Source organism: Trichocoleus sp. FACHB-262 (assembly GCF_014696035.1).
In the GTDB taxonomy this organism is placed as follows: Bacteria; Cyanobacteriota; Cyanobacteriia; order FACHB-46; family FACHB-46; genus Trichocoleus.
In genome coordinates this window covers 120,054-146,198 of sequence record NZ_JACJPK010000085.1, presented here as the reverse complement: position 1 = coordinate 146,198, position 26,145 = coordinate 120,054, and the positions used below count along the sequence as shown (strand labels likewise).

26 protein-coding genes are annotated in these 26,145 nt (G+C 49.3%); 18 read left to right on the top strand and 8 right to left on the bottom strand.

Going from position 1 to position 26,145, the window contains the following annotated elements:
- Positions 1-8: 8 nt before the first annotated feature.
- The 4 genes from H6F68_RS17330 to H6F68_RS17315 all read left to right on the top strand — a co-directional run bounded on the left by H6F68_RS17330 (position 9) and on the right by H6F68_RS17315 (position 5,103).
- Positions 9-503 carry an adenylyltransferase/cytidyltransferase family protein gene (locus tag H6F68_RS17330; RefSeq protein ID WP_190439404.1) on the top strand — a complete coding sequence of 165 codons (495 nt, stop codon included), beginning with the start codon at positions 9-11 and terminating at the stop codon, positions 501-503.
- 96 nt (positions 504-599) lie between these two features.
- Entirely contained in the window at positions 600-1,373 is a 774-nt protein-coding gene (locus H6F68_RS17325; protein WP_399314323.1) for a GUN4 N-terminal ARM-like repeat domain-containing protein, read from the top strand.
- Between the two features lie 632 nt (positions 1,374-2,005).
- The gene (locus tag H6F68_RS17320; protein WP_242065549.1) at positions 2,006-3,565 is read left to right on the top strand and encodes a GAF domain-containing sensor histidine kinase; all 1,560 of its coding nucleotides are present in this window, start codon (positions 2,006-2,008) and stop codon (positions 3,563-3,565) included.
- Between the two features lie 107 nt (positions 3,566-3,672).
- The gene (locus tag H6F68_RS17315) at positions 3,673-5,103 is read left to right on the top strand and encodes an IctB family putative bicarbonate transporter (protein ID WP_190560907.1); all 1,431 of its coding nucleotides are present in this window, start codon (positions 3,673-3,675) and stop codon (positions 5,101-5,103) included.
- Between the two features lie 74 nt (positions 5,104-5,177).
- Here the strand turns inward: H6F68_RS17315 and smpB are convergent, their stop codons facing one another.
- Both smpB and H6F68_RS17305 read right to left on the bottom strand, forming a co-directional pair.
- Positions 5,178-5,642 (bottom strand): SsrA-binding protein SmpB, encoded by a 465-nt coding sequence (gene smpB / locus H6F68_RS17310; protein ID WP_190560904.1) that lies wholly within the window; start codon positions 5,640-5,642, stop codon positions 5,178-5,180.
- 61 nt (positions 5,643-5,703) lie between these two features.
- A complete protein-coding gene (locus H6F68_RS17305; RefSeq protein WP_190439423.1) occupies positions 5,704-5,970 on the bottom strand; it encodes a YciI family protein in 267 nt (88 codons plus the stop codon).
- 59 nt (positions 5,971-6,029) lie between these two features.
- Between H6F68_RS17305 and H6F68_RS17300 the strand changes: the two genes are divergently transcribed.
- The 13 genes from H6F68_RS17300 to H6F68_RS17240 all read left to right on the top strand — a co-directional run bounded on the left by H6F68_RS17300 (position 6,030) and on the right by H6F68_RS17240 (position 20,365).
- On the top strand, positions 6,030-6,611 hold the full coding sequence (locus H6F68_RS17300; RefSeq protein ID WP_190560902.1) for a 2'-5' RNA ligase family protein: 582 nt from the start codon (positions 6,030-6,032) through the stop codon (positions 6,609-6,611).
- A gap of 394 nt (positions 6,612-7,005) precedes the next feature.
- Positions 7,006-8,364: a CmpA/NrtA family ABC transporter substrate-binding protein gene (locus H6F68_RS17295; RefSeq protein ID WP_190552241.1), complete on the top strand. Its 1,359-nt coding sequence runs from the start codon at positions 7,006-7,008 to the stop codon at positions 8,362-8,364.
- A 59-nt stretch (positions 8,365-8,423) separates the two neighbouring features.
- Entirely contained in the window at positions 8,424-9,251 is an 828-nt protein-coding gene (gene ntrB / locus H6F68_RS17290; protein WP_190560900.1) for a nitrate ABC transporter permease, read from the top strand.
- A gap of 116 nt (positions 9,252-9,367) precedes the next feature.
- Positions 9,368-11,371: a nitrate ABC transporter ATP-binding protein gene (locus H6F68_RS17285; RefSeq protein WP_190560898.1), complete on the top strand. Its 2,004-nt coding sequence runs from the start codon at positions 9,368-9,370 to the stop codon at positions 11,369-11,371.
- Positions 11,372-11,454: 83 nt separating this feature from the next.
- Positions 11,455-12,321: a nitrate ABC transporter ATP-binding protein gene (locus tag H6F68_RS17280; RefSeq protein WP_190439450.1), complete on the top strand. Its 867-nt coding sequence runs from the start codon at positions 11,455-11,457 to the stop codon at positions 12,319-12,321.
- A 71-nt stretch (positions 12,322-12,392) separates the two neighbouring features.
- Positions 12,393-12,539, top strand: a complete 147-nt coding sequence (locus H6F68_RS17275; RefSeq protein ID WP_190560896.1) for a hypothetical protein — start codon at positions 12,393-12,395, stop codon at positions 12,537-12,539.
- Between the two features lie 100 nt (positions 12,540-12,639).
- The gene (locus H6F68_RS17270; protein WP_190552245.1) at positions 12,640-13,104 is read left to right on the top strand and encodes a phosphate-starvation-inducible PsiE family protein; all 465 of its coding nucleotides are present in this window, start codon (positions 12,640-12,642) and stop codon (positions 13,102-13,104) included.
- 58 nt (positions 13,105-13,162) lie between these two features.
- Complete coding sequence (locus H6F68_RS17265; RefSeq protein WP_242065548.1) at positions 13,163-13,978, top strand: DUF6671 family protein; 816 nt, start codon at positions 13,163-13,165, stop codon at positions 13,976-13,978.
- A 255-nt stretch (positions 13,979-14,233) separates the two neighbouring features.
- On the top strand, positions 14,234-16,066 hold the full coding sequence (locus tag H6F68_RS17260; RefSeq protein WP_190560892.1) for an NAD(P)H-quinone oxidoreductase subunit F: 1,833 nt from the start codon (positions 14,234-14,236) through the stop codon (positions 16,064-16,066).
- Positions 16,067-16,125: 59 nt separating this feature from the next.
- On the top strand, positions 16,126-16,872 hold the full coding sequence (locus H6F68_RS17255; protein ID WP_190560890.1) for a carbonic anhydrase: 747 nt from the start codon (positions 16,126-16,128) through the stop codon (positions 16,870-16,872).
- Between the two features lie 30 nt (positions 16,873-16,902).
- Positions 16,903-18,417, top strand: a complete 1,515-nt coding sequence (locus H6F68_RS17250) for an NADH-quinone oxidoreductase subunit M (protein WP_190560888.1) — start codon at positions 16,903-16,905, stop codon at positions 18,415-18,417.
- Between the two features lie 112 nt (positions 18,418-18,529).
- Positions 18,530-19,816, top strand: a complete 1,287-nt coding sequence (locus tag H6F68_RS17245; protein WP_190560886.1) for a CO2 hydration protein — start codon at positions 18,530-18,532, stop codon at positions 19,814-19,816.
- 147 nt (positions 19,817-19,963) lie between these two features.
- A complete protein-coding gene (locus H6F68_RS17240; protein WP_190439473.1) occupies positions 19,964-20,365 on the top strand; it encodes a fasciclin domain-containing protein in 402 nt (133 codons plus the stop codon).
- A 64-nt stretch (positions 20,366-20,429) separates the two neighbouring features.
- On the opposite strand, the gene H6F68_RS17235 is transcribed toward H6F68_RS17240, so the two are convergent.
- On the bottom strand, positions 20,430-21,398 hold the full coding sequence (locus H6F68_RS17235; protein WP_190439476.1) for a M48 family metallopeptidase: 969 nt from the start codon (positions 21,396-21,398) through the stop codon (positions 20,430-20,432).
- A gap of 190 nt (positions 21,399-21,588) precedes the next feature.
- Between H6F68_RS17235 and H6F68_RS17230 the strand changes: the two genes are divergently transcribed.
- Entirely contained in the window at positions 21,589-21,813 is a 225-nt protein-coding gene (locus H6F68_RS17230; protein WP_206755532.1) for a hypothetical protein, read from the top strand.
- 214 nt (positions 21,814-22,027) lie between these two features.
- Here the strand turns inward: H6F68_RS17230 and psb34 are convergent, their stop codons facing one another.
- The 5 genes from psb34 to H6F68_RS17210 all read right to left on the bottom strand — a co-directional run bounded on the left by psb34 (position 22,028) and on the right by H6F68_RS17210 (position 26,144).
- On the bottom strand, positions 22,028-22,198 hold the full coding sequence (gene psb34 / locus H6F68_RS17225) for a photosystem II assembly protein Psb34 (RefSeq protein WP_190439482.1): 171 nt from the start codon (positions 22,196-22,198) through the stop codon (positions 22,028-22,030).
- A 100-nt stretch (positions 22,199-22,298) separates the two neighbouring features.
- The gene (locus tag H6F68_RS29420; RefSeq protein ID WP_277876091.1) at positions 22,299-22,427 is read right to left on the bottom strand and encodes a hypothetical protein; all 129 of its coding nucleotides are present in this window, start codon (positions 22,425-22,427) and stop codon (positions 22,299-22,301) included.
- Positions 22,428-22,491: 64 nt separating this feature from the next.
- Positions 22,492-23,352 (bottom strand): neutral zinc metallopeptidase, encoded by an 861-nt coding sequence (locus tag H6F68_RS17220; protein WP_190439485.1) that lies wholly within the window; start codon positions 23,350-23,352, stop codon positions 22,492-22,494.
- Positions 23,353-23,673: 321 nt separating this feature from the next.
- A complete protein-coding gene (locus H6F68_RS17215) occupies positions 23,674-24,585 on the bottom strand; it encodes a phosphodiester glycosidase family protein (RefSeq protein ID WP_206755534.1) in 912 nt (303 codons plus the stop codon).
- A 110-nt stretch (positions 24,586-24,695) separates the two neighbouring features.
- The gene (locus tag H6F68_RS17210; RefSeq protein WP_190560882.1) at positions 24,696-26,144 is read right to left on the bottom strand and encodes a PLP-dependent aminotransferase family protein; all 1,449 of its coding nucleotides are present in this window, start codon (positions 26,142-26,144) and stop codon (positions 24,696-24,698) included.
- Position 26,145: the final 1 nt, after the last annotated feature.

Genomic DNA, 26,145 nt, shown 5'->3' with positions numbered 1-26,145 from the left:
GCTAACTGATGATTCCTGGCGTTTATACTTTGACTGAACTACAGCAAGCAATTGCCGCAGCGCCAAACCGTTGGCGACCTTTGGTATTTACTAATGGTTGCTTCGACTTACTCCACGTTGGGCACATTCGCTACCTCCAGTCAGCAAAAACTCTAGGGCGATCGCTAGTGGTTGGTCTCAATCATGACGCTTCTGTTGCCGCCATTAAACCTCACACACCAGGACAGCCACCTCGACCAATTGTTCCAGCAGAGCAGCGAGCCGAACTCTTAGCAGCGCTCAAACCTGTAGATGCAGTCGTTGTCTTTGCAGAAACCACTGCTGATCCCCTAATTGCCGCCCTTAAACCTGATGTCTATGTCAAAGGCGGAGACTATCAGCTGGAGACTTTACCAGAAGCGTCCAGTGTCCGAGCCTGTGGGGGTCAGATAGAATTTGTTCCTGTAGAAGTACCTACCTCTTCCACAGCCATCATCAATCGAATTTTGCAGTCCAGCGGATAAAATGAGCTTTCTGAGGCGCGGCTATCCAGCAGCGATCGCAGTCATTTAGATTCCAGCTAATTTTTCCAGCCTGCGTTGGGCAAGAGCTTCCAGTCCATGAATGAATTGCAGCAACTTGACATGAGCGGTTTCACTACTGATTCAAATCTCTCTTCTGCAACCCATACCGCGAGTCACCTAGACGACCTCCGGCTCAAGTTAAAGTCGGACTCCCCTAAGACTCAGTTGCAAGCCTTGCAAGACATCATTCAGGCAGACGAAGTAGGGCTAGCCTTATTGATGGAGTTTTTGCTAGAGCGCCGTGCTGCCGTTCCAAGCTTCGTTGAAGGCACAGCTTATCAAGCGCTTTATGCAGCCAATTCCCCCAAAGCCACAGATTTTCTTCAAACCCACTTCTCTACAGGCATTGTTCCTCTACGCTCTGAGCGCAACCTCGACTACAGCGAACTGCAAAAGTTACTGGCTCAACAAGAATTAGAAGCAGCCGATCGCCTTACCTTAGAGAAACTCTGTGAATTAGCGGGTCCTGCCGCAGCCCAGCGTAAATGGGTCTACTTTACAGAAGTCGGTAGTTTACCAATCACAGATTTACACACCATTAATAGCCTCTGGCTAGTGCATTCCGAAGGCAAATTTGGCTTTTCTGTGCAGCGAGAAATCTGGCTGAGCGTTGGCAAAGACTGGGACAAGCTTTGGCCTAAAATTGGCTGGAAAGCTGCCAACAACTGGACTCGCTATCCTCAAGGGTTTACCTGGAACCTTAGCGCTCCTAGAGGCCATCTACCCCTGTCTAACCAGCTACGAGGCGTGCGAGTAATGGCCGCCCTCCTAGCTCACCCTGCGTGGCTTAGCGCTCCTACCGCCAAATAGCACTGGCAAAAGTGCGCTCAGTCACCCAAACAGTTAGCACTCCAGTCTAAGGCATAAGCAGGGATAAATCCTGGCTGAATCCAGAAATATGTAACACGCCAGAGGTACTATAGCCTTGTATTTAACAGCTTAATTTGATACTGCAGCTTTATAAAATTTTTACTTTTTCCGGGAATTTTTCTACTACACCTGAAAACTGTAGCGTAGCCAAGAGTTGTAGGCTCAAATCATGCCTTCGTCTTGGGTCGCCCTACTGATCGAGAAGTCCTGAATTGATTTCTCTCCCTGTCTAATATGTCCTATTTCGAATTCTAGATAGTTTCATGGTTGGCATCAGTATATTCTCTGAGGTATGGCATCAATTTACATCTCATAGCATCATCCAGATACCTGATTCAACGGACTCTAGAATGTTGATTGCATCCTAGGTTTGGGCATAGTGATGGCAGAGACGATTGTGAGCCAAGTGCAGCAGATTTTAGGGTTGGTTCATTAATCATTCAATTCGTTAATCTTTCACTTCACCACGTTTGTCAAGCACAGAGTTAGGGCATTCTCTGTATAGTTGACTACCCTTGGTAAGAGCTAGATGAGTCACATGGTCAACACATATGGGGGTAGGGGTTAGAATAATGAACCCTGAAAACAGACTATTTTTTCATCACAACAGCTTGGCAAGCTCAGCTCAAGAACAGCAACGCTTGTTAGCGTTGGTAGACTTGGGGCTGCTAGAGGCAGAAAGTGTTCCAGTTTTTGAAGAGGCTACGCAAACAGCTGCCCTCTTTTTAGACATCCCTGTTTGTATGTTGGGTGTTATTGATCAAGACCGCCAATGGATTAAGTCAGCGGTAGGCTTGTCTCGGCTAGGTCTGATGAATGAGTTGGCCGCCTCTCGCCAGATGCTACGCAGTGATTCTTTCTGTAGCAAGGTGATTGAGAACCAGCAAGTCTTAGCGATTAATGACACTAGTGCCGATCCAGACTTTGCCACTAGCTTTCTAGCACAACGTTATCGTATCCGGGCTTACTTGGGCGTTCCCTTAGTAGACTCCGCTGGTAATTGCCTGGGTACCTTAGCTGTGATGGATTTAGTCCCCCGTAATTTTACTAGCCGGGAGATTCAGTTCTTAGAACTCACAGCTCGCTGGAGTATGAGTGAGTTTGAGCGCAATCGTCTTGTCAAAGCTCAGCAACTAGCTCCTCACGTTCAGGCTCTCCCAGGCTCTGTTGAAGGTGAGTTAGGTTATGAAATCAATGTCGCCTCTACCAGTGCTCTTGCCATTTCATTGGAGCAAGCAGCCCGGAATGTTAGTCAGGCAGAAAAATTAGCGTTAGTCCAAGCGCCCTTCAACAATCCAGTCAAAATTCAGTTGTTGGCCCAACTGACTCAAGAACTACGCACCCCCTTAACCTCAGTGATGGGAATGGCGAGTGTGTTGAATCGGGAGATTTACGGCCCGCTTACGACTAAGCAAAAAGAATATCTCAATATTATTTATCAGAGCGGACAGTATCTCCTCTCGCTAGTGAATGAAATTCTAGAGCTAGGAACACTAGACGATCGCGCTGAAACACTCAACCTGGCTTCTGTAGATATTGAGATGTTATGCCAGCAAGCGATCAATACTTTGGAGCAGGCTGCGAATCGGCGGGAACAACAAATTCGCCTAAGCATTGAGCCAGGTTCTCGCATTTGGTTGTTAGACAAAAATAAAGTCAGACAGATCCTGTATCACTTAGTGTTTGGTGTTATCCAGGCATCAAGTGCCGGAAGCATTGTCCGGATTCATGTTTCTCGGAAGCAAAATCGACTGAATATTGCAATTTGGGTTTCTCATCCTTGGTTAGGAGATAGTCTGCCCAACACGGAACTCTATACTTATCAAGCTCCTACTCCTGCCGGAATTAATGGCTCTGAGACAGCCTATTCTGGGCATCAGACCTGGAATAATAATGCAGACAATGGCTTGGCGATCGGGACTACGAGCACCAGTGCTTTAACTGCCGCAGAAGCCGCAGAAGCCGTAGAATCTAGTCAAGAAATTGGTTCTCGCGAAAGTTTGGGAGTGCTTTTGAGCCGCCAATTAGCAGAGATGCATGGTGGGCAAATCTCGATCCAAGGAACCCCGGAGTCAGGATATCGTTATGTGGTCAGTTTGCCGCAAATGACTGAACTAGAGGAAGTCCTCTAATCGGGATTCTTCCGGACCGAGCTTGCTGAAGGGTTGTTTTTAGGGATAATGGCAATGACCTTTGCGGTAGCTACAGCCGTTTCCCTTTGACCGACAGAAAACAGCCTATGAACTCAGCGTGGCAACAGCTTACTCTCGCCAATTTGTCCCTAGCTCAGTGGCGGGGTGGGAGCTATTTATATCGACTGGTCGGCCCATTACAAGCATGGCGGCAAAGTAGTTGGTTGATGCAATGGTCGGAACCCATCGGAGCCTTGCTGCTGAGTTTCGTCTTTGGCCTCGCTCCGTTCGTCTCCAATGGCCTGATCGGCATGCTGCTGGCTGCCTGTCTGGGCTATTGGGCACTCCTGACAATTTCAGACTCAGCTGAGTCAAAATTTAGCACCCCCATTCACTTATTAGTCTTGTTGTACTGGGGTGTTTCGACAGTTGCAACGGCTCTATCTCCGGTGAAGCAAGCCGCGTTGGTGGGTTGGGGCAAGCTCACACTTTATCTCGTGCTGTTTGCTCTGATGGCCCGTATCTTGCGATCGCCTAAACTCCGCTCTTGGGTGATTACGCTCTATTTACACGTGTCCTTAATTGTCAGTGTGTACGGCTTACAGCAGTGGCGTCTAGGCACAACTGCCTTGGCTACTTGGGTTGATCCAGAATCACCCCTGGCTAAGACAACGCGGGTATACAGCTATCTAGGCAATCCCAACTTGCTTGCAGGATATTTGGTTCCAGCAGTAGCTTTTAGTATTGCGGCTTGCTTTGCTTGGCGACGATGGCCCGCGAAGGCATTGGCTGCGACCATGACCTTAGTCAATACAAGCTGCTTGATGCTGACCTTTAGTCGGGGTGGCTGGATTGGGGTTGTGGCCGCTGGTTTTGTCTTGTTGATGCTCTTAACCCATTGGTTGAGTACACGGCTACCTCGCTTCTGGCAAACTTGGCTGCTACCCATGGTTTTGGGGGGAGTCACAGGCTTTTTAGTGCTGGCCGTGCTGTTGGTGGAGCCATTGCGCGATCGCGTGGCTAGTATCTTTGCAGGTAGGGGAGACAGTAGCAATAATTTTCGGATCAATGTGTGGGCTGGGGTGCTTCGGCTAATCCAAGATGATCCAGATAATCGTTTGTTGCCCAACTACATCTTGGGTGTGGGGCCAGGCAATACCGTCTTTAACAAAATCTATCCCACCTACATGGTGTCGCCCCGCTACAGTGCCTTGAGCGCTTACTCAATCCTCCTGGAAATCATAGTAGAGACGGGACTTATTGGCCTAACCTGTTTTGCTTGGTTGTTATTAACTACGTTTACGCAAGGATGGCTGCAACTGCAACGCCTACGAAACATAGGCAGCCGAGAGGGCTTTTGGCTAATGGCTGCGATCGCCAGCCTTGTCGGTATGTTGGTGCATGGCCTTGTCGATACGGTTTGGTATCGGCCTCAAATCAGTACGCTTTGGTGGCTGATGATCGCGATCATTGCTAGTTACTATGTACCTCAACCCTTGGCAGACAAAAACTCATCTGCTGAGTTACCCCAAACTTAATCTGACTGTAGGGGCGAACGGCTGTTCGCCCTTGTTGGCCTTGTGAAACAAACCGTTGCGAAATAGTAAGGGCTTTAGCGCTTCATTGCTCGTTCCATGTCTCGCTTGTCGTCTCGGCGCTTGAGATCTTCCCGCTTGTCGTGCAACTTCTTGCCTTTCACAAGGGCCAAATCAACCTTTACCCAACCCCGCTTCATATACATTTTTAGCGGTACTAAGGTTAATCCTTGCTGCTCTACCTTACCAATCAGCTTGCGAATTTCTTCGCGGTGCATCAATAGCTTGCGGGTACGGCGCGGGTCATGGTTGAACGCTTGGTTGGTGGTTTCGTGAGGAGAGATGTGGACGTTGAGCAACACCACTTCTCCATCTCGCACCAAAGCAAACCCATCTCGCAAGTTGACTTTTCCGGCGCGAATAGATTTGACTTCGGTTCCCCTTAGCTCAATACCTGTTTCATAGGTTTCCAAAATCTCATACTGAAACCGAGCTTGGCGGTTATCACTAACGATTTTGTAGCCTGTACTATCCTTACTCATAATTTACACTTCAATAAAAAATTAAAATTTTGTGACTGCCAGCAATTAATTTAACTACAGCTTATTCAACTACAACTCGCCACTCATAAAGCTGATAATCCACACAGCCATTTTGTACAAGCGGGTCTTGAGCCACGATCGCAGCCGCTTCATCCATTGACTCTGCCTTAAAGAGCAACATTCCTCCCCCTCGTTGTGCCCAATAACCCGTTTTGGCTTGATGTCCCTTCTCAATCAGAGATTGCACATAAGCTTTGTGATCTGGGACGTATTTGTCAAAAAGCGGTTTATCTACTAAACCTTTTTCAATTTTCACGAACCAGGGCATGCATGTCTTCCTTATAACGGTGTATCAATTTAGGTAGCCTGTCTAGATTAGCTTGCACTTTGAACCAGCAAAAACGTCGCTTCTTTGTTGCCTTGTTGCCACCGCAGCCAATTCAGGACTATGCGAACGAGATTAAGCAGCACTTCGCCGAGCAATACGCCAGTCGAGCTGCCCAAAAATCTCCGCCGCATATCACGTTACAGGCTCCCTTTGAGTGGTCAATGGATGAGATTGACACACTGAAGCAGAGTTTGAGTGAGTTTGCGATCGCTCAAACCCCCATCCCTATCTCATTATCCGGGTTTAGTGCTTTTGTGCCACGGGTGATTTATATCAATGTTTTAAGAACTCCCGCCCTGCTCGATCTGCACCAAGCTTTAATCGCTCATATGGAAACAGCACTGGGAATTGTTGATCAGAAAGCAAAACAACGTCCGTTTGCCCCACACATGACGGTAGCGTTCCGAGACTTATCTAAGCAAAACTTCCGCGCCGCTTGGCCAGAGTTTCAACATCGGTCTTTAGAGTTTGAGTTCCTTGCGTTGCACCTAACCTTACTGCTGCATAACGGCCAGCGCTGGAACAGCTACGAAAACTTCCCCTTGGCATCATCTACTTCTACCCCTCTGCGGACGGATTAGTCGCTCACCCGATTGCTGCCAACAGCTTCCCTACTTCAGAGATTTAATGCCTCTATCATAGAGAATAATCTATGCCATAAATCAAAAACATTGTATTTTCTTTATGGGATTCTAAGAGTATTATCTTGACTATAGAGAAGTTCAATTCCCTTCCACAAGACGTTGCACAGTCCCAAATCGCAGGCTTTGGGGTTGTGCTTTCCCTCCTGACTTTTACCTATTTCAGCAGCAAGAGTCCGTCAAACTGATGATTCGGCATTGGGTCTAGTCATCCGTTCACGAAACTCTGCCTCAGCTTAATTGCATCTAGAGCCTCTTTGTCTCTAGAGGATTGATATTGGTGTTCTTTCGAGGACAGCCGCGCTATTCACCTCTGAGTTTCTAAGGATAGGATATGAGCCCGTTTGATCGTTCGGTTTCGCGTCGCAAGTTTCTGATCACGGCTGGAGCCTCTGCGGTGGGCTCCATATTTCTCCACGGCTGTTTAGGAAATCCTCCCGATTCATTTACTAGGTCTCAAGCCGTACAACCTGTCTCAGCAGCTAACTTGAGCCCAGAGCAAAGGCCAGAAACCACCACGATCAAGCTGGGTTACATCCCTATTATCGAGTCTGCTCCGCTGATCATTGCCAAAGAAAAAGGCTTTTTTGCGAGGCATGGCATGAGTGATGTGGTGCTCGATAAGCAGTCTTCTTGGGGCACCATGCGAGACAACACAGAAACGGGCTTCGAAGGTGGCGGCGTGCATGGAGGGCAATATCAGATGCCGATGCCTCACCTGATTTCAGAAGGGATTATCACGAAGGGTAATAAAAAAATCCCGATGTACAACCTATTGCAACTCGTTACACATGGCAATGGGATTGCGATCGCGAATAAGTATCGGGAAGCTGGGTTTGCATTAAATGCGAGTCAGGCAAAAGGGGTGATCAGCAAAGAGAAATCTCTAGGAGCTCAGTTTGTGGCGGCGCACACTTTCCCCCATGTGAACCAAGACTTCTGGATTCGCTACTGGTTCGCCGCCGGGGGAATTGATCCAGATAATGACATCAGCCTGCTACCAGTTCCCTCAGCCCAAACGGTTTCCAACATGAAGACTGGCACAATGGGAGCTTTTAGCACCGGAGATCCTTGGCCCTACCGGATTGTGGCTGACAAGGTTGGTTATATGGCAGCTTTGACGGCTGAGATGTGGAAGGAGCACCCGGAGGAATATTTAGCGATTCGGGCTGATTGGGTAGATAAGCATCCCAAAGCTACTAAAGCAATTCTTAAAGCCGTGATGGAAGCCCAGCAGTGGTGCGATGACTTCAACAATCGCCAAGAATTGTCTGAAATCCTAGCCAGTCGGCAATACCTCAACGTGTCCGTCAAAATCCTCCTCGATCCTTTCATGGGCAAAATCGACATGGGCACAGGTCGCGTAATTGACGATCGCTCAATGGCACCTCTGTATTGGAAAGGCGAGAAAGGAAGCGTTTCTTATCCTTTCAAGAGTCATGAACTCTGGTTCCTCACCGAGAGCGTGCGTTGGAATTTCCTACCTCCGGATACCTTAGCGAGGGCTAAAACCATCATCGACGCAGTTAACCGAGAAGACTTGTGGCGAGAAGCTGCCAAGGAATTAGGAGTTGCTGCTGCGGATATCCCTCAAAGCACTTCCCGTGGTGTGGAAACCTTCTTTGATGGCATCAAATTTGACCCAGAAAACCCCAAAGCTTATCTCGACAGTCTCCAGATTAAACGTGTGTAAGTAGACCATTTTAGTTCTGCTCCAAACCCTAAGAAGCAACATCAAGGAGAGTTTTTCAAATGACTATCAGCCTCAAAAGCCGCCGTCGTAGCTTTGATCTACTTGGTTCTGTTGGTAGCCTATTCAAGGCGGTTAAGTCACCTGCGATCGCGATCGCTATCTTTTTAGCGATTTGGCAATTGTTTAGCTGGCTGCCTGGAGCTACACTTCCTGGCCCCATTCAGGTGGTGCAAGAGACTTGGATTTTGATTTTGTATCCTTTTTATGATCGCGGTGGCACTGATGTTGGCTTGTTCTGGCAGTTGTTGGCTAGCTTAAAGCGAGTTGCTGTGGGCTTTACAGCTTCTGCGATTGTCGGTATCGCCCTCGGCATCCTGATTGGAGTCAATACCGGGATCTACAAATCCCTTGACCCCCTCTTTCAGTTGTTACGCACCATTCCTCCCCTGGCTTGGTTGCCCCTCTCCCTAGCAGCGTTGCAGAAAAACGAACCTGCGGCTATCTTCGTCATCTTTATTACTTCTATCTGGCCGATTTTGATCAATACATCGGTAGGCGTTCGTCAGATTCCGCAGGACTACAACAACGTGGCTAGAGTCTTGCAGCTCTCGAAACAGGAATATTTCACCAGCATCCTGATTCCGTCTGCTCTACCCTACATTTTTACAGGCTTGAGAATCGGGATTGGTTTATCTTGGTTGGCGATTATTGCGGCAGAGATGTTGGTCGGGGGTGTGGGGATTGGCTTCTTCATCTGGGATTCCTGGAACGCTAACAAAATCAGCGAAATCATCTTGGCCTTGGTTTACATCGGTGTGGTAGGTCTCTTGCTAGATAAAGCAATGGCTTATGTCGAATCGTTAATTGTCCCTGCGGAACAGAAATAGCGGCGATCGCTCCATCAGCTATTGCATTCGCCAGCAGTACTCCAATTGCAAACTCACGCCTTTGCCAGTTCAGAGGATACAGGCAGGCGTTGTTAACCCTACCTCCGAGATGAACCATGTCTACCTTTGTTGCCGTTGATCAAATTGATAAAGTCTTTCACCTGTCGGGCGGTCAAGAGTATATTGCGCTGAAAGGCATTGACCTGCAAATCAAAAAAGGAGAGTTTGTCTCCCTAATTGGTCACTCTGGATGTGGCAAATCGACGCTCCTGAATATGGTGGCAGGGCTAGATCTCCCGACAGAAGGCATCGTGACGCTAGAAGGAAAAAAGATCACCCAACCTGGCCCCGATCGCATGGTGGTGTTTCAAAACTACTCTCTGCTACCCTGGCGAACCGTGCGCGAGAACATTGCCTTGGCCGTGAACGCGGTGATGAAAGATTTACCCGTGAGTGAGCGTCGCTCCATCATCGAACAGCACATTGACATGGTGGGATTACGCCCCCACGCCGACAAGCCCCCCGCAATGTTATCCGGAGGTCAAAAACAGCGTGTGGCGATCGCCCGTGCCTTGGCAATTCGGCCCAAGCTGCTGCTGCTCGACGAACCCTTTGGAGCTTTAGATGCCCTAACTCGTGGCAACTTGCAAGAACAGCTCATGAAAATCTGTGAGGAGAACCAAGTCACCGCGATTATGGTGACGCACGATGTGGATGAAGCCGTGCTGCTCTCCGATCGGATTGTCATGCTCACCAACGGGCCAGAATCCAAGATTGGGCAGATTCTAGAGGTGGATATCCCTCGGCCTCGCAAGCGCTTGGAAGTGGTGGAACATCCGAGCTACTACAGCTTACGCAGTGAAATTATTTACTTCTTAAACCAGCAAAAACGCATTAAAAAGCTTCGGGCGCGAAAAACCACTGCGATCGCCCGTCATGGTTTAGAAAAAGTCAATTTAGAAATTGGTTTTGTGCCGTTGACTGCCTGTGCGCCTCTGGCGATCGCCAAAGAAAAAGGGTTCTTTGCCAAGCATGGCCTAGATGAAGTCACGTTGGTGAGGGAAACCAGTTGGCGAGGTATTGTCGATGGCATATCCGGCGGATATTTGGATGCGGCGCAAATGCCCTCTGGAATGCCAATGTGGTTAACCTTGGGAGGGCATGAGAATCGCTCCCTTCCCACAGTCACTTCGCTCACCATGACCCGGAATGGCAACGCCATCACCCTAGCCAAACGCTTTTATGAGGCAGGGGTGTATAGCCTCTCGGATTTCCGGAAATATCTTCAGCGCACCGCTCAGCAACGGCACACAATGGGAATTGTCCATCCCTCTTCTATGCACAACCTGTTGTTGCGGTACTGGTTAGCGGCTGGAGGCATTGACCCGGATCAAGATGTCTCTCTCACCACAATTCCACCCGCACAAATGGTGGCAGACCTCCAGGCAGGGACGATTGATGGCTACTGCGTCGGCGAGCCTTGGAATATGCGCGCTACCGAAGAAGGAGCAGGTTTCGTCATTGCTACCGATCTAGAAATTTGGTTGGGTCATCCAGGAAAAGTTCTAGGCGTGCGGGAAGAGTGGGCAGCTGCTTATCCCAACACTCATATCGCCTTGGTGAAAGCTTTGCTAGAAGCAGGCCAATATTGTGCTGACCCCGCCAATGCCGCAGAAGTTCGCGAAATCCTAGCTCGGCGCGAGTATCTCAGCACGGATATGGCTTATATCCAGATTGAGGAGCATGACCCCACCGTCTGTGACCTCGATCGCCCCATGCAAGAGTATGCCCACCATCAGTTTTATGGGGAAGGGGTGATTAACCGCCCCAGTCGCACCGAACAGTTGTGGATTATGACTCAGTTGGCCCGCTGGGGAGACACGCCATTTCCGCGGAATTGGGTGGAAATTTTGGAGCGGATCTGTCGAGTTGGAGTTTTCAGCACTGCCGCTCGCGAATTAGGCCTAGAAGTGAACTACAACCGCAGCCCAATTCAACTGTTTGATCAGGTGCCATTTAACGCCGATGACCCAATCGCCTATCTCAATCACTTGAAGATCAAACGTGCCTTCAGCGTCGCAGATGTAGCAGTTCAGGCTTCCACCCGCACAGCTGCGTAGTATTTTGCCCCCTAGCCCCCTAATCCTGGGGAGCTGAACTTCAGGCTTTTCTCCACCCAATCTTAAAAAGTTGAGCTCCATCGATGCACAATCGTCCCCTTGCTTATACAAACTCCGAGACCAGCAGCACCAAACAGCGCAGCTCAGTTGCTACCTCCTCCGAACCGTTTCTCAGCATTCAAGATGTCGCCAAGATTTACCCAACTGCTAACGGTCCTTATCCCGTTTTGCAAGGCGTGAACTTGACGGTGCAGCAGGGAGAGTTCATCTGTGTGATTGGTCACTCTGGCTGTGGCAAGTCAACGCTGCTGAACATGATATCCGGGTTCGCCACTCCCACCCGTGGGGAGGTGCGGCTGCGATCGCAACCCATCACCCAACCTGGCCCCGATCGCATGGTCGTGTTTCAGAATTATGCACTGTTGCCGTGGAAAACCGCACTGGAAAACGTCTACATTGCCATTGACGCGGTGCATAAGCAAAAGTCTAAAGCCGAAAAAATGGCGATCGCCCGTGACCATCTCGCCTTAGTGGGGCTGACGGAAGCGGCTGACAAAAAGCCAACACAACTGTCTGGAGGGATGAAACAACGGGTGGCGATCGCCCGTGCCCTCGCCGTTCGGCCAGAGGTGTTGATTTTGGATGAACCCTTTGGTGCGTTGGATGCGATCACCAAGGAAGAGTTACAAGAAGAACTGCTCAAAATCTGGAACGACCATCGCTGTACGGTTCTGATGATCACCCACGACATTGATGAAGCGCTATTCTTAGCGGATCGCTTAGTCATGATGACCAATGGCCCTGCTGCCAATATTGGTGAGATTATGACCATTCCCTTCCCTCGCCCCCGCGATCGCGCCCGGATTATGGAAGATCCACACTACTACAAGTTACGCAACCAAGCCCTTGACTTTCTCTACCACCGTTTCGCCCATGATGACGTTGGTTGAGTCATTTCTCCCTAAGGTCTATTTTTAACTCCAGTGTGCTGCTAACTCCTTGATTTTTGAGGTATCTAGTCATGGCTTCGGCAACTTCTAGCTTACTCTTCATGCTCAATTGGGCCACGCAAGATTCGACTCCCACGCTCAACTTTACAAGTTTTCTCTTTGTTCTTACCAGCGCGATCGCCTTGGCAACCTTACAAATCGCCCACAAACACAACTAGAAACCTAAACCCCAACCTCTCTAAGGCAAGACTTAAAGCCCCTCTCCGGTAAGAGAGGGGTTTGGGGAGAGGTTTTTCTAAACAGTGGATGAGCAAGCAAATGTGGAAAGAAATTAGAAGCCAAATTTCTGATTGGAGCGATGATGAAGCTTTTCTCATCCGTGTGAAACAGCTGGAGAATCTGGCTTCCAAAGCTCTATCGATCGCGATGGTAGTGGTTATTTTATTTGCGATCGTTGATTTGGGAGTGGTGCTGATTAAGGATTTACTATTACCGCCTTATAATATCCTGGGTAAAGATTTACTTGAGATCTTTGGGCTGTTCTTAAATGTTTTAATTGCTTTGGAGATTCTGGAAAATATTACGGCTTATCTCCGAAAGCATGTGATTCAGGTTGAGTTAGTTATTGTCACTTCAATTGTGGCGGTTGCTCGTAAAATTATTATTTTAGATTTTGGCAAAACGTCAGGATTAGATTTAATTGGTTTGGCAATCGCAATTTTTGCTTTAGCTATCAGTTATTGGGTGATTCACAATACTAATTCCAAGTCATCTCATCATTAGCGTGCGTCAAATGCCAGAGCTTCTTGGATTTCAAGATCGTGTTGCTGTCCTAGCAAGCATGCACCAAAAAGAAACGGTGATTGCCCCAATTGTAGAGTTGGAATTGGGCCTCAAAATTGTAGTGCCACCACAATTGGATACCGATCGCTTTGGTACTTTTACTAGAGAGCAAAATCGTCCCGGAAGCCAACTGGAAACAGCCCGATTAAAGGCAAAACAAGCTCTATCTCTGACTGGGGAAACGCTGGCGATCGCGAGTGAAGGAGCCTTTGGACCTCACCCACAAATTCCTTGGTTATCCTGCGATCGCGAAATTATTTTGTTGTTGGATCAACGGCAAGAAATCGAAATTGTGGGACAAACCCTTTCTACCGAAACTAATTTTGCCTCGCAAACAATCACCAGCTATGCAGAAGCTCAAGCCTTTGCTGCCAAAGCGGGATTTCCGACTCATGGCTTGATTGTGATGAGCGATCGCGACACTAAAAATCCGTCGGCAATCTTTAAGGGAATCGGGACAGAAACAGCACTTTACGATGCTGTGAAGCAAGCTTTGGCTCAATCCACCTCAGGCCGCATCCATATTGAAACCGACATGCGAGCCATGCATAATCCCACTCGGATGCAGGCGATCGCTGCTGCAACTGAAGACTTGGTGAGAAACATTCGTCAGGTTTGTCCTCAATGCGGTTGCCCTGGATTTGCGATCGTAGAGGCTCTACCGGGTCTACTTTGTGCCCATTGTCACTCCCCAACTCAGTTGACTCGTAGCGTGAGATATGAATGTCAAAAATGTCATTCTTCTGAAGAAGTTCTCTTTCCCAACGGTCTAACCACTGCCGCCCCAGCACAATGTCTATATTGCAACCCATAAAATTTGCGTGATTTACTACTACCTTTGGGCATAACTATTTAAGCAATCACAATTTTGCAGTAATAAAAGGGTTTTCCATAGACTTAAGTCTATGGAAAATATTTGACATATTGACTTTTACTTATAACGAAGTCACTCTATGATGCTCATAGAGCGAACTAGTTGATTGCTTCCAAGCTATCTGTCGGGTGCCCCCTGAGCTTGCAAGTAGTTAACTCGTTTTAACTGCTGTTTTTTCACAATTAGGCACTTGCTATGAGCCAGCTTCTCTTGGAGAGCATCTGGTTGATTCCTTGCTATGCCTTAGTGGGCACGGTACTGGCGATTCCTTGGTCACCAGGCTTGTTAGACCGCATTGGTCCAAGGCCCGCAGGCTATCTCAACCTACTAATGACCACTTTGGCGTTTGGCCACAGTCTCTTGGCCCTTTGGTCGATCGGACAACAAGCGCCTCAACAAATCTTTTTCCCTTGGCTACATGCCGCAGGTTTGCAAATTGATCTTGCATTCTTGGTATCCCCGGTAACTCTTAGCGCGATCGCCGTGGTCACTGGGCTGAACTTACTCACCCAACTCTTTGCGATCGGCTATCTGGAGATGGACTGGGGTTGGGCTCGCTTTTTTGCCCTGATGGGCTTTTTTGAAGCGGGGGTATGCAGTCTAGCTCTCTGTAACTCTTTGTTTTTTAGTTACGTTTTTCTAGAACTGCTAACCCTGGCAACCTACCTTTTAGTCGGATTTTGGTTCGCACAGCCATTGGTCATGACTGGGGCCAGAGATGCCTTCTGGACGAAGCGAGTCGGCGATTTGATCCTCTTTATGGGTGTGCTTGCGCTTTTCCCTTTAGCAGGCACGTGGAACTTTACAGAGCTAGGAGAATGGGCTGCAACTGCCAATCTTTCTCCCTTAAGCGCGACACTACTAGGCTTGGCGCTGATTTCAGGCCCACTAGGTAAATGTGCCCAATTCCCCTTTCAACTGTGGCTAGATGAAGCGATGGAAGCGCCAATCCCCGCTTCAATTTTGCGGAACTCAGTAGTAGTCGGGGCAGGGGCTTATGTGCTGATCAAACTGCAACCTGTTTTAGCCCTCTCTCCCGTGGCTTTAACGGCTTTGGTAGTGTTCGGGACTGCGACAGCTCTAGGAGCTTCGTTAATCGCGATCGCCCAAATTGACATCAAGCGGGCGCTGTCCTACTTAGTCAGTGCTTACATGGGCTTGGTGTTTATTGCAGTGGGCACTCAACACCCAGAGGCAGCTCAGTTACTGCTGTTAACCCAGTCCTGTTCGTTCGCCCTGTTGTTTATGGCCGCAGGAGCGGTGATTTGGACCACGATTAGCCAAGACTTAACTCAGCTGGGCGGTTTGTGGTCTCGGCGACCCATCTCCGGTTTAGCTTTGCTAGTCGGTGGCGGTGGGTTGATTGCGCTCCCTCCATTCGGCGGTTTTTGGGGATTGTTGCAGCTAGCCGATTCTCTGTGGACAACCCGACCTTGGTTAGTAGGTGTGTTGTTAATCGTGAATGGGCTGACGACCTTCAGTTTGATGCGCGTCTTTGGCCTAACGTTTGGTGGCCAGCCAACCGCAATGACTGAGCGATCGCCAGAGGTAAGTTGGCCGATGGCTTTACCCATGACTGTGCTGACTGTCTTCACGTTGTTGCTGCCTTTGGTGTTAGAGCAATTTAATCTATTGCCAAACTGGGCAGACCTGAACAAACAATTAGCTCCGTTGATCGTTTGGTCGAGTGTGTTAGGCGGTAGTTTGGGTGGCGCAATTTATCTCGGCAACGCGTTACCCAAGCCTGTCAAGTTGTTTTGGCAACCACTGCAAGAGTTCTTTGCCCACGACTTTTACATTCAGCGGCTCTATCAACTGACCATTGTGAGCTTGGTGAATTACAGCGCTCGGTTAACGGCTTGGTTCGATCGCCATGTGGTCGATGGTGCGGTGAATGCCGTGGGTTTTGTGACTTTGTTTAGTGGCCAAGCGTTGCGATATACCGCATCTGGTCAGTCGCAGTTATATGTTCTGTTGGTGGTTTTTAGTTTGATTGCGATCGGATTTCTAGTCAGTTGGTCTTTCTAGACCCCATCGTTTTTAGTTCCTCGTTGACAGCATTTGTAAGCATAAAAGGATAAACAGTCATGGCTCAGCAGCAATCACAGTTTTCTCGCCGCAACATGTTGAAGTTTGGAGCAGGTGCTTTAGGCAGTGGTGCGATCGCCGTGGGCTTAGGTGCTAAGTCGCAAGCAAAGGAGCCAGCAGTTACCAAACCAGCCGCTCAACCCGCTGCTGCCAAGCCCAAAGTTGACAAAAAGGACCTCACTCCCGATCAAGCGCTGAAACTATTAATGGATGGCAACAAGCGCTTTGTCACCCGCAAACTGGAAAAGCCTCGTCAAGATTGGGCCAGGATCCAGGAAGTTGCTAAAGGCCAAAATCCCTTTGCTGCTGTTCTAAGCTGTGCAGATTCACGCATCCCTTCTGAGATTGTTTTTGACCAGGGATTTGGCGATTTATTTGTCTGCCGCGTTGCAGGTAATGTCGCAACTCCTGAAGAGATTGGCAGTTTGGAGTTTGGGGCGGCGGTGCTCGGAACCAAAGTAATTATGGTAATCGGTCACGAACGATGTGGAGCTGTAGAAGCCACAATGAAGGGTGCCCAGGTGCCAGGACAAATTGGCAGCTTGATCGATGCGATTAAACCTGCTCTAAGTCGCGCCAACAAGTTTACAGGTGATCCGCTGGCAAAGTCAGTGAAGGCCAATGTGTCGCTGCAAGTTAGCAAGCTCAAAGCCTCCACAGTACTAGCCGATCTGATCGCATCAGGCCAACTGAAAGTGGTGGGCGCTTACTACGACTTAGATGCTGGAACGATCACGCTCGTTTAATTGATTCATCTTGCTGGAGTAAATCGCGTCATGCTCAGTACAATCATTTGGCTGCCTGTGTTGGGCGCTGCTTTAATCGGATTTTGGCCGCAAACCTGGAGCCCGCAGCGATCGCGTTTTGTGGCTTGGGCGATCGCGGGTCTGACTTTCCTCGTTACGGTGTTCTTAGCGCTCAAGTTCGACTTTCAAGCATCAGGTCTGCAATTTCAAGAACATATTAGTTGGATTGCTCCGCTGGGCTTAGATTATCGGCTCGGAGTTGATGGCTTGTCACTGCCGTTGGTAGTGATGAATGGATTGCTGATCTGGATCGCGATCCAGAGTACACCTGAGCAAGTGTCTCGCCCTCGGCTGTTTTATTCGCTGATCTTCCTACTCAGCGCAGCGGTGGCAGGAGCCTTTCTCGCTCAGAACTTGCTGTTATTCTTCTTGTTCTATGAGATAGAGCTGATTCCCATCTATTTACTCATCGTGATTTGGGGTGGCGATCGCCGAGGCTATGCAGCAACCAAGTTTCTGATCTACCAAGCGCTCTCTGGAATTGTCTTGCTGGTTGGATTTTTAGCTTGGGCTTGGGCGAGTGGCTCCAGCACCTTCACGGTGGAAGTGGAAGCGCTGGCTTCTACCTTACCAATGGGACTGCAACTCATATTGCTCTCGATTTTAATCTTGGGCTTTGGCATCAAAATGCCGCTGGTACCGTTTCATACTTGGCTACCGGATGCCTATGTCGAAGCTTCCACGCCTGTTTCGATTTTGTTAGGTGGCATTGTTTCCAAACTGGGCACCTATGGCTTGATCCGCTTCGGCCTCAGCTTGTTTCCGGATGCCTGGAATGTCGTTGCACCTTGGCTGGCTAACGCTGCTGTCGTCACCGCTCTGTATGGAGCTTTAGTCGCGATCGCTCAAACCGACATGAAGAAGATGATCGCCTACAGTTCTGTCTCCCACCTCAGCTATGTTTTGCTGGCTAGTGCGGCTGCTACGGAACTGAGCCTTTTGGGGGCAGTCTGCCAGATGGTGGCTCACGGCTTAATCTTGGCGCTCCTGTTCTATCTGGTGGGTGTGATTGAGGCCAAAACGGGTAGCCGCGAGTTAACCCAACTGCAAGGATTGTTGAACCCCAAGCGGGGACTGCCACTGATCAGTGGAGCCTTAATCTTGGGGACAATGGCGAGTGCTGGAATTCCTGGAATGGTCGGATTTGTCGGTGAGTTTCTCAGCTTCCAAGGCAGCTACAGTAGATTTTCGGCGCAAACGCTGCTCTGCTTAGCCAGTACGGGGCTGACCTCAGTTTATTTTGTGATTTTGATTAACCGAGCTTTGTTTGGTCGTTTGGAAGGCAAACTCAGCTACCTGCCTAAAGTCACCTGGGAAGAAAAAATTCCAGCGATCGCCCTAGTCGCGTTAATTGTTCTATTAGGAGTGCAACCAAATGCCCTAGTGCGCTGGAGCCAAAACACCACCAGTTCCCTCGTGGCAATGGTGGCCGAGCACAGCCCACAGCAAGTCGCCCTCACCCCTCCAGCCGCTCAATCCGATTAGAGAACAGTGGACTCATGATGTCCTGAGCAATGCTCACGCCCTGAAAATACGACGCGATCGCTTAACTACAGCTTCTTGAATTAATCCCTATCCCGGAAAGGAGATCTGCAACATGACAACTGCAACCGCAACCAAACTGCCTCCTTCTAACCATGAATTTGCCGAGGTGATTCATCGGTTAGAAGCGGGTGGTGCCATGCTGCCTGATACGCCAGAAAACCTGATGCAAATTATCGGTATCTACAAAGCTTATGCAGTGCCGATGGATTTCTACTGGCGCGATCTCCTTTACATTGCCGAGCGCGTCTTCCTCAATCCCTTGCCCTTTTTCAAATACTTCCTACCCCAAGAATATTTAGACCTGCACAACCACTACGCCGGAGATGACGCCGATTTGCGGATTTGGCGAGGGGAAGCAACTGCCCATCCAGAACTCCTAGCATTCATGCAGAAGGGCGAAACTACCCAGATGCCCAAGCTGTTCCATCACTTATTGCACGATCGCGTCAACATGGAATTTGCCGAAGCTTGTATGCGAGCGATGTTGTGGCATCGGGGCATGGGTGGCAAATTTGACCCCTACCTCGACACTCCCGAATATAAAGCCGCCGCCGATCGCGCCATCAAGGCTTACTTTAAAGGCAATCCTGCCATGCTGGGCCTCTACAAGCTGTTCCCAGAAATGTTTATTGAGCAGGTGCGGCAGTTGTCTTACTACGCCAACCTAGGGTTGTTCTGGGAAGTGATGGCTCCGGTGTTCTTTGAGATGAGCGATCGCTACGATTGCGGCGAAATCACTAGCGTTCCAGAAGCGATGAATTTCTTGGTGAATGGCATCTTTGCAGTCGCAGGCCGCCCCATTTACCACCACGTCTATATCGGCGGAGAATGCTACGAAATCATCCCTAAATCCTGTGGTTTCACCTGGCTGTACGAAGCCGCGCTCCCTTATGTGGAAGCTGTGTTTTACCGCACCGCTCCCTTCCGGGGCACCAAGTCCTACAACGCTCAAGCTGAGCAAGTGCCAGCCGAGCAAAAAGATTTCCACTACGGTATTCTTTACGCCGATGTGAATCCAGTAGGGACGGCAGGGATTCCCCCCACATTACTGATGCAGGATATGTTGCACTTTCTGCCGCCTTACTTGGTGGACTATTACCAGAAGCATTGCCGAGGCGAAGATGACATGCTGATCCAGCTAGGGGTGAGCTTCCAGCGATCGATGTATTGTGTCACCTCAGCGGTGATTCAAGCCCTGCGTACAGCGTTGCTCTATCCCTTAGATGATCAGAATCCGAAGCATTTGCAAGCCAACCGAGATTTCTTTGAAGCCCAGATCGATCGCTTTAAGCGTCCAGAAGCTCGCTTGCGAGATGTTCAGTCCCAGTCCTATCGCTAAGCAGACTCATTCACAAATGTTTCACCGAGAAAGCGGGTGAAGCATTCGGGTGAGGCTCCTCCGAGCAGTTTTACACATACTTAGCCGAATGCTTCACCCCTACAACCCTATTGTTCTTTAGTTCCTATCCCTTCAACTCCAAACGCTATGGCAGACATTGTTGATATTGCAGTAGGTGCAGGCTCCTTTAATACATTGGTGGCAGCAGTACAAGCGGCTGGTCTCGTTGAAACGCTTAAAAGCCCAGGACCGTTTACCGTTTTTGCACCGAATGATGCCGCGTTCGCCAAGCTCCCTCCTGGAACCATTCATACGCTGTTGCAAAATATCCCGCAGCTGGCGCGAATCCTGACTTATCATGTCGTGTCGGGGAAATGGACTCAAGCTGACTTGGCTAAGGTAGACTCTCTTACTTCGGTAGAAGGTTCACCGATTCGCCTTGATCTGTCCGATGGATTTGAAGTCAAAAACGCCACGGTGGTTGCTCCCGACATCGAAGCCGATAACGGCATTATTCACGTCATTGACAATGTGATTCTGATGGGCTGAATCGACTTAGCAAAGGCGATCGCTCTAGACTGAAATCACCTGCGATCGCTCTATTTATCTCGGTCTACTTGTCCCGTCGAATCCGATTGATCTCTTTTTGTAGTTCCGCCAATTGCCGCCGTAACTCCTCTGCTTCGGCTTGGGAGGATTTGGCAGAAGTATTGACGGCTCCTGCGGCTTCGGCGTGTTGATAGTGGCCCTGGCGAATTTGACGGTACTCTTCTGAGCTGGCCCATTCACGGATGTAGCGGATGCGCTCAACGGGAAAAGGATGGCTGAGCATGGAGCCTTGAGAGCCGTTGCCGTTGTAGAGCAAAAACTTGTAAATCTGATTCAGACCATCTTGATCTAGCTCTTGGTAGCTTTCTGACTGGCGGATAAATTCATTCAGGCTACACTCTTGCAGATGCTTGCTACTGCCGCCTGCGATTTTCATCATGGTTTGCATCACCAGCGTCAGATCATCGGTGGCGAGGAGCGCAGCGCGATCGGAGGTCAGTTCGGCTTTGCGTCGCCATTCGTAAAAGGCATAGATTAACCCACTACCGACGATATTGCCCAAACCCATCGTCATTTCTCCGATCGCCGCCACCATCTGAATCGCCCAGTTTGCCATCTGGATCAGTGTGGTATGACCGCATTTGATGTGACCTAATTCATGGGCTAGCACTACCCGAATTTCTGCATCGGTGAGTAAGTCCAGCAGTCCTGTGTGAAGGACGATATAAGGATGCTCTTCTCCCAAGGCATAACTATTGGCCAGAGGATTTTGCACTACAAACAGGGAAGGTTCTGGATAGATGTCTAAGTCACGGACACATTCGCGAAAAATGTGATAAATCGAGGCGTACTGACGGGGACCAACCTGAATGCCATTGCCCATGAGATAAATCAGTTGGGGCCGTTCGTAGAGGAATTCCACAAACTTCCGCGCCACGAGATCAAAGCCAGGAACATTGCGTAAAGCTTGCTCCGCTTGGCGATCCAGGGGATGCCGAAATGCTTCACTCGAAATTCCTGGATAGGTAGGCATCGCAACACTCCTTAATGGTTGATCTCAAAAATCCAGAAAACTGCCAATACTGGTATAGCAAGTCAGAGAGCGCTTTTGAGTGATTTTGAACCACAAGTTAAAGAAAGGCGATCGCTTTTTGTAGCTTACGATTCTACATCGCTCGCGATCGCCCGGAATAATAATGGCAATTGGGATTCTTCAACCGCCTATGAAGCCGTACCAAACCCTAGCCACACTGCTTTCTACCGTCACCGGGCGTTTAACTGTGACCAGCAATCACAGGCGTAGTGGCTTCTTGGAAGCAAATCCGAGGCTACATGCTTTGCTGCTAGAACATCCAGAGTTGGAGCATCCCGAAATTATGTTGACTGGGCTGCCTAAAGAAGCTGCTTTCTCTTCCGTCACAGACCAAGATTTGCTGTTAACTCGCTAGTTAGCAGTCTAGTTAGGGGCACTACCGCATTGGTCATAGACTAACTACCTGTTTCTCCGAAGCGCGATCTCACACAGTTCTCCAGTCGTAAGGCTGGAGATTTTTTTGTTTAATTAGCCTTTGATGTTTGTCCAAAACTAAAAGCCCCAGTCAAAGACTGAGGCTGGGAAGTCGTATGCTAGCTAGCGATTTTTATACAAGTTCAGCAGCGATGTTAGCTAGCCGAAAGAGCGACAAATACAGAAGTTGCAACCAAAAGAACAGCGATCGCGGCTTGGAACAGGTAACGCTGCTGTTGTGCTGGGGAGGGATATTCGGAGTAGTACATGGCAGGTTCTACTGCGTAGTTGTTGAGAACGCCGTGTTCGTCGGTGGTGTAGCGCATGTTTCGGTTCCCTTTGTTACTCTATGTAAATTAATGTAACAGATTATTTACAAATTGCAACATTTTTCCGGTTTTCTGCTAGCCATTTTTCTGGGGGCAGTTATAAGCATGGCTTAACTACGCCTTCAAGCCTCGACGGGAAGGCGATCGCAGGTTCAGCTAGAAGCTGCGTTAGCGGTACTTCTAAAGCCAATACGTAAAAAACCGCTACCCCAAAGGGTGCGGCCATGTTTACAAAAGCTGCCTACGCAGCTTCAGAGTTTCGAGTTACAAGGTAGTCGAGCCGTAACGAATTACAGACTATTAGCAGCGAAGGTATTGCATTGATCGGGGTCGCCACTCTGAACACCCCGGCGAAACCATTCGACTCGTTGTGCGGCACTACCGTGTGTGAAGGATTCAGGCACTACATAACCTTTTGAGCGGCTTTGTAAGCGATCGTCACCGATGCTACTCGCAGCAGTTAGGGCTTCTTCGATGTCACCTGTTTCTAAAACTTGGCGGGAACGGTTGGCTTGGTTGGCCCAAACGCCTGCAAAGCAATCGGCCTGTAGCTCTAAGCGCACAGAGAGTTGATTGACTTCTACTTTGCTCCTGGCTTGGCTTTGGAGCGATCGCACTTTATCGGAGATACCTAGCAAGTTCTGGACGTGATGGCCTACTTCATGGGCGACGACATAAGCCTGAGCAAAGTCTCCGGGTGCGTCAAAACGATTTTGCAGGTCTTCGTAGAAACTCAAGTCGATGTAAACTTTCTGGTCTCTAGGACAATAAAATGGCCCGACTGCTGCTTCGGCGTAGCCACAAGCAGATTCCACGGCTCCCGAAAACAGCACGAGTTTAGGTTCAACGTAATTTTCGCCTGCCTGCTGGAAAATTTGATTCCAAGTGTCTTCGGTGTCGGCAAGCACGACTGAAACGAAGTCAGCCATTTTGTCTTGGGTTGGGGAATTGGTCGTTTGGGGGGAGTCGGGGTAGGAGCGATCGCCGGAGGGGGCAGCTTGATCCAGAATGACGCTGGGGTCACCACCTAAGAATGCCACGACCAGCGCTAAAAGAATGGAACCAATACCGCCGCCAACGAGGGGGCCAGAAACTCTAGAACCACGCCGATCTTCAACGTTTTCGCTTCTACGACCAAATTCCCAACGCATGGCAGCTTTCCGAATGGTTTTATTGGTCTAGTTTGGCTCTCCCAGGCGAACAGTATCACTCTCTCTAGGCTTAATGTGTGGGTGATATTAAATCTGTCAGTCTATATAAACGGGCAGATTTTATCTCTATCGCATCGAGGGTTGCAGTCTAATCTGCGATCGTTTTTGGATATGACATTCTTTGAAAAACCAAGAGCTTGGGGGCACTCGCCCCCAAACCCCCGCTGAGGGACGGTTGCATCCCCCAGACCCCCTCCAAAAGGGTTTAGTGGTGAAGGTGTTTTCAATAGGGGATAGGGCGATCGCTCGATCTTGACAACGCTAATTTGGCAGCACTAAGAACACAGATTTAACTGGACGTTGAACGGGATATCCTTCGGGGTCTACTTTGCCATACCAAGTTTTGCCTTGGTAATAAAAGGAGGAGGAACTGCCTCCATCTAAGTTCATGGCTTGCTCAATGCCTAAGGTTTTCAGGAAGGCGATCAATTCGGTAAAGGTCATTCCTGAGTCGGCGGGTGTTTCTGATTTTTGCGCCACCATGACCCAAACCACATCTCCTCTCTGGGTGAGGGCGATCGCGGTTCTGGCGTTGGGTTGGTTGCTGCCTAATGGATCTCGAATCACTTCTCCATTAACGGTATCCACAAATCCTTCTGGCTGTGCGGTCAGCTCTAGGAGCAGGCGAGGGCCACCGCCCAAAGCATCGATTAGCTGGCAATTGGCAGGGAGAGGTGCGTTGTGCGGAGCTATGTCGTAACGAAAAGCAGAACCACATTGATAGCGACGAAGCTCGGTACGGTTAAAGATTTGGTTCAGGTAAGGAGATAAATCTGGGTTGTTGACTAAACGCTCGTTTTGTTTTGGCTCGGCTACTAGTTTGCCTTGCACTACGACATAGGAAGTTGATTTCTGATTGGTTGGGTCAAAGAAGCCACCGTTTAGAACTGCGATCGCGCCATGCTGCTGGGCGAAATTATCTAATGTATCAACACTTTCTGAGAGGGCAGGCACCACTGCAAATGAGCTTTGCGCTGGAATCAGCAAGGTATGGACAGTGCTATGAGCCAAACTGTAGGTTTTGTACTGCAATGGCAAATTGGGTTGCCTTTGAGATGAGACAGGTGACATAGTTGGCGGCATGGATTCTGGGGTAGATGGGTTTCGAGCCACTATCAGCAGGGCGATCGCCAAACTTCCTAACCCTGCTACCACCCAACTCAGTCGCCACATCTTACTCACAATTGAAGCTTTGAAATAACTAAATAAATCTAACAACAAATGAATTCGTTAGCGATCGCTCCCTCTCTTCGTGCCCTTTAAAGTAGAGAATCAGCTAAGATTTACAGATACTTTTTCAACAGTTGTCCTAAGACCGAAATACCTCGTTCGATCTCGGCTGGAGTAGAGGAGTAATTTAAGCGCATAGCGGTGTAGCCCTTTTGGTCAGGAAAGAAGAGAGAGCCGCAGGACATCACGACTTTTTGGGCGATCGCTTCTTGGCGGATCATTTCCATTGGTAATTGAGATGGCAGATGCACCCAGAGAAACAGCCCGCCATTGGGCACAGTCCAAGATGCTTCTTGAGGAAAATAGCGTTCTAGGGCTTGCAGCATGGCATTGCGGCTTTGCAAATTCTCGGTGCGGAGATGGTTGAGATGCCGCCGATAGTGACCAGAGGCTAGATACTCACTGATGATGGCTTGCGAAACTGTGGAGACATGCAGATCATTCAGCAACTTGCGCTCCACTAACGGGCGGTAATGCTTCCCAGTCACCACCATGTAGCCGACTCGTAATCCAGGCATCAGTGTTTTAGAAAAGGTGCCAATGTAAGTGACTAAATCCTGGCGATCGATCGCCTTAATCGGAGCAGGCACAGGCTCAAAATTCAGTCCTTCATAGGCGTTATCTTCCAAAATGGGGCAGGCATACTGTTCTGCCAGTTCTAACAACCGTTGCCGATGCGCTTGGGAAGTTGTAATCCCAGTAGGATTGTGCAGCGTGCTAATCGTGTAAATCAGCTTCGGGCGATGACTGCCAAGATATTGTTCTAGCAGTTCCAAATTCATCCCGGTTGCGGTCATCGGGATGCCAATCACTCTCGCACCCAAATTCTCTAGGACTGCGATCGCCCCATGATAGGTGGGACTCTCCACAATCACCCAATCTCCCGGTTGCACATAGTAGTGCATCACCAAGGACAGCCCTTGCTTGGAACCGCTGGTAATGATGATGTTGTCTGTCGAAACTTGTAACCCCTGTTGCCACACCAGCATTTGGGCAATCTGTTTCCGCAGCACCAAGCGCCCTTGAGGCAAATCATAATTGAATAAAGCTGTGTCTATATCTACGATCGCGCGTCTAGCAATCCGCCGCAAATCCTCTGACTCTGGTGGCCGAGGGAAACCACAGCCTAGATTGATCACCCCCTTTTGGGTTTGCGCCAGCATCGAGTCCGCGTAGACATCAAAAAAAGAGATGCTACGTTGTTGCGGAATGATCACATCCTGCGCTGGAGCAAAGGTAGGCTCCGACTGTGGGGCGGGAATGGAGGAAGAGTTGACAAAATATCCCGCACCTTGACGAGCAGACACCAAACCATCCGCCTCTAACACGCCATAAGCTTCAATCACTGTCAGTTTGTTGACTTGAGCATTTTCAGCCAACATCCGAATCGATGGCAGGCGTTCTCCTGGCTGCATCGCTCCTGATTGAATCAAATGACGAAGGCGATCGCGGATTTGCAAATAAACAGGTTTTGGTGACTGTCGGTCTAAGGGAATTCTCATC

Excerpts from the sequence above, each read along its gene's own strand:
- H6F68_RS17330 (WP_190439404.1), top strand. The coding sequence starts at position 9 with ATGATTCCTGGCGTTTATACTTTGACTGAACTACAGCAAGCAATTGCC.
- H6F68_RS17325 (WP_399314323.1), top strand. The coding sequence starts at position 600 with ATGAATGAATTGCAGCAACTTGACATGAGCGGTTTCACTACTGATTCA.
- H6F68_RS17320 (WP_242065549.1), top strand. The coding sequence starts at position 2,006 with ATGAACCCTGAAAACAGACTATTTTTTCATCACAACAGCTTGGCAAGC.
- H6F68_RS17315 (WP_190560907.1), top strand. The coding sequence starts at position 3,673 with ATGAACTCAGCGTGGCAACAGCTTACTCTCGCCAATTTGTCCCTAGCT.
- smpB (WP_190560904.1), bottom strand. The coding sequence starts at position 5,642 with ATGAGTAAGGATAGTACAGGCTACAAAATCGTTAGTGATAACCGCCAA.
- H6F68_RS17305 (WP_190439423.1), bottom strand. The coding sequence starts at position 5,970 with ATGCCCTGGTTCGTGAAAATTGAAAAAGGTTTAGTAGATAAACCGCTT.
- H6F68_RS17295 (WP_190552241.1), top strand. The coding sequence starts at position 7,006 with ATGAGCCCGTTTGATCGTTCGGTTTCGCGTCGCAAGTTTCTGATCACG.
- ntrB (WP_190560900.1), top strand. The coding sequence starts at position 8,424 with ATGACTATCAGCCTCAAAAGCCGCCGTCGTAGCTTTGATCTACTTGGT.
- H6F68_RS17285 (WP_190560898.1), top strand. The coding sequence starts at position 9,368 with ATGTCTACCTTTGTTGCCGTTGATCAAATTGATAAAGTCTTTCACCTG.
- H6F68_RS17280 (WP_190439450.1), top strand. The coding sequence starts at position 11,455 with ATGCACAATCGTCCCCTTGCTTATACAAACTCCGAGACCAGCAGCACC.
- H6F68_RS17275 (WP_190560896.1), top strand. The coding sequence starts at position 12,393 with ATGGCTTCGGCAACTTCTAGCTTACTCTTCATGCTCAATTGGGCCACG.
- H6F68_RS17270 (WP_190552245.1), top strand. The coding sequence starts at position 12,640 with ATGTGGAAAGAAATTAGAAGCCAAATTTCTGATTGGAGCGATGATGAA.
- H6F68_RS17265 (WP_242065548.1), top strand. The coding sequence starts at position 13,163 with ATGCACCAAAAAGAAACGGTGATTGCCCCAATTGTAGAGTTGGAATTG.
- H6F68_RS17260 (WP_190560892.1), top strand. The coding sequence starts at position 14,234 with ATGAGCCAGCTTCTCTTGGAGAGCATCTGGTTGATTCCTTGCTATGCC.
- H6F68_RS17255 (WP_190560890.1), top strand. The coding sequence starts at position 16,126 with ATGGCTCAGCAGCAATCACAGTTTTCTCGCCGCAACATGTTGAAGTTT.
- H6F68_RS17250 (WP_190560888.1), top strand. The coding sequence starts at position 16,903 with ATGCTCAGTACAATCATTTGGCTGCCTGTGTTGGGCGCTGCTTTAATC.
- H6F68_RS17245 (WP_190560886.1), top strand. The coding sequence starts at position 18,530 with ATGACAACTGCAACCGCAACCAAACTGCCTCCTTCTAACCATGAATTT.
- H6F68_RS17240 (WP_190439473.1), top strand. The coding sequence starts at position 19,964 with ATGGCAGACATTGTTGATATTGCAGTAGGTGCAGGCTCCTTTAATACA.
- H6F68_RS17235 (WP_190439476.1), bottom strand. The coding sequence starts at position 21,398 with ATGCCTACCTATCCAGGAATTTCGAGTGAAGCATTTCGGCATCCCCTG.
- H6F68_RS17230 (WP_206755532.1), top strand. The coding sequence starts at position 21,589 with ATGAAGCCGTACCAAACCCTAGCCACACTGCTTTCTACCGTCACCGGG.
- psb34 (WP_190439482.1), bottom strand. The coding sequence starts at position 22,198 with ATGCGCTACACCACCGACGAACACGGCGTTCTCAACAACTACGCAGTA.
- H6F68_RS29420 (WP_277876091.1), bottom strand. The coding sequence starts at position 22,427 with ATGGCCGCACCCTTTGGGGTAGCGGTTTTTTACGTATTGGCTTTAGAA.
- H6F68_RS17220 (WP_190439485.1), bottom strand. The coding sequence starts at position 23,352 with ATGCGTTGGGAATTTGGTCGTAGAAGCGAAAACGTTGAAGATCGGCGT.
- H6F68_RS17215 (WP_206755534.1), bottom strand. The coding sequence starts at position 24,585 with ATGTGGCGACTGAGTTGGGTGGTAGCAGGGTTAGGAAGTTTGGCGATC.
- H6F68_RS17210 (WP_190560882.1), bottom strand. The coding sequence starts at position 26,144 with ATGAGAATTCCCTTAGACCGACAGTCACCAAAACCTGTTTATTTGCAA.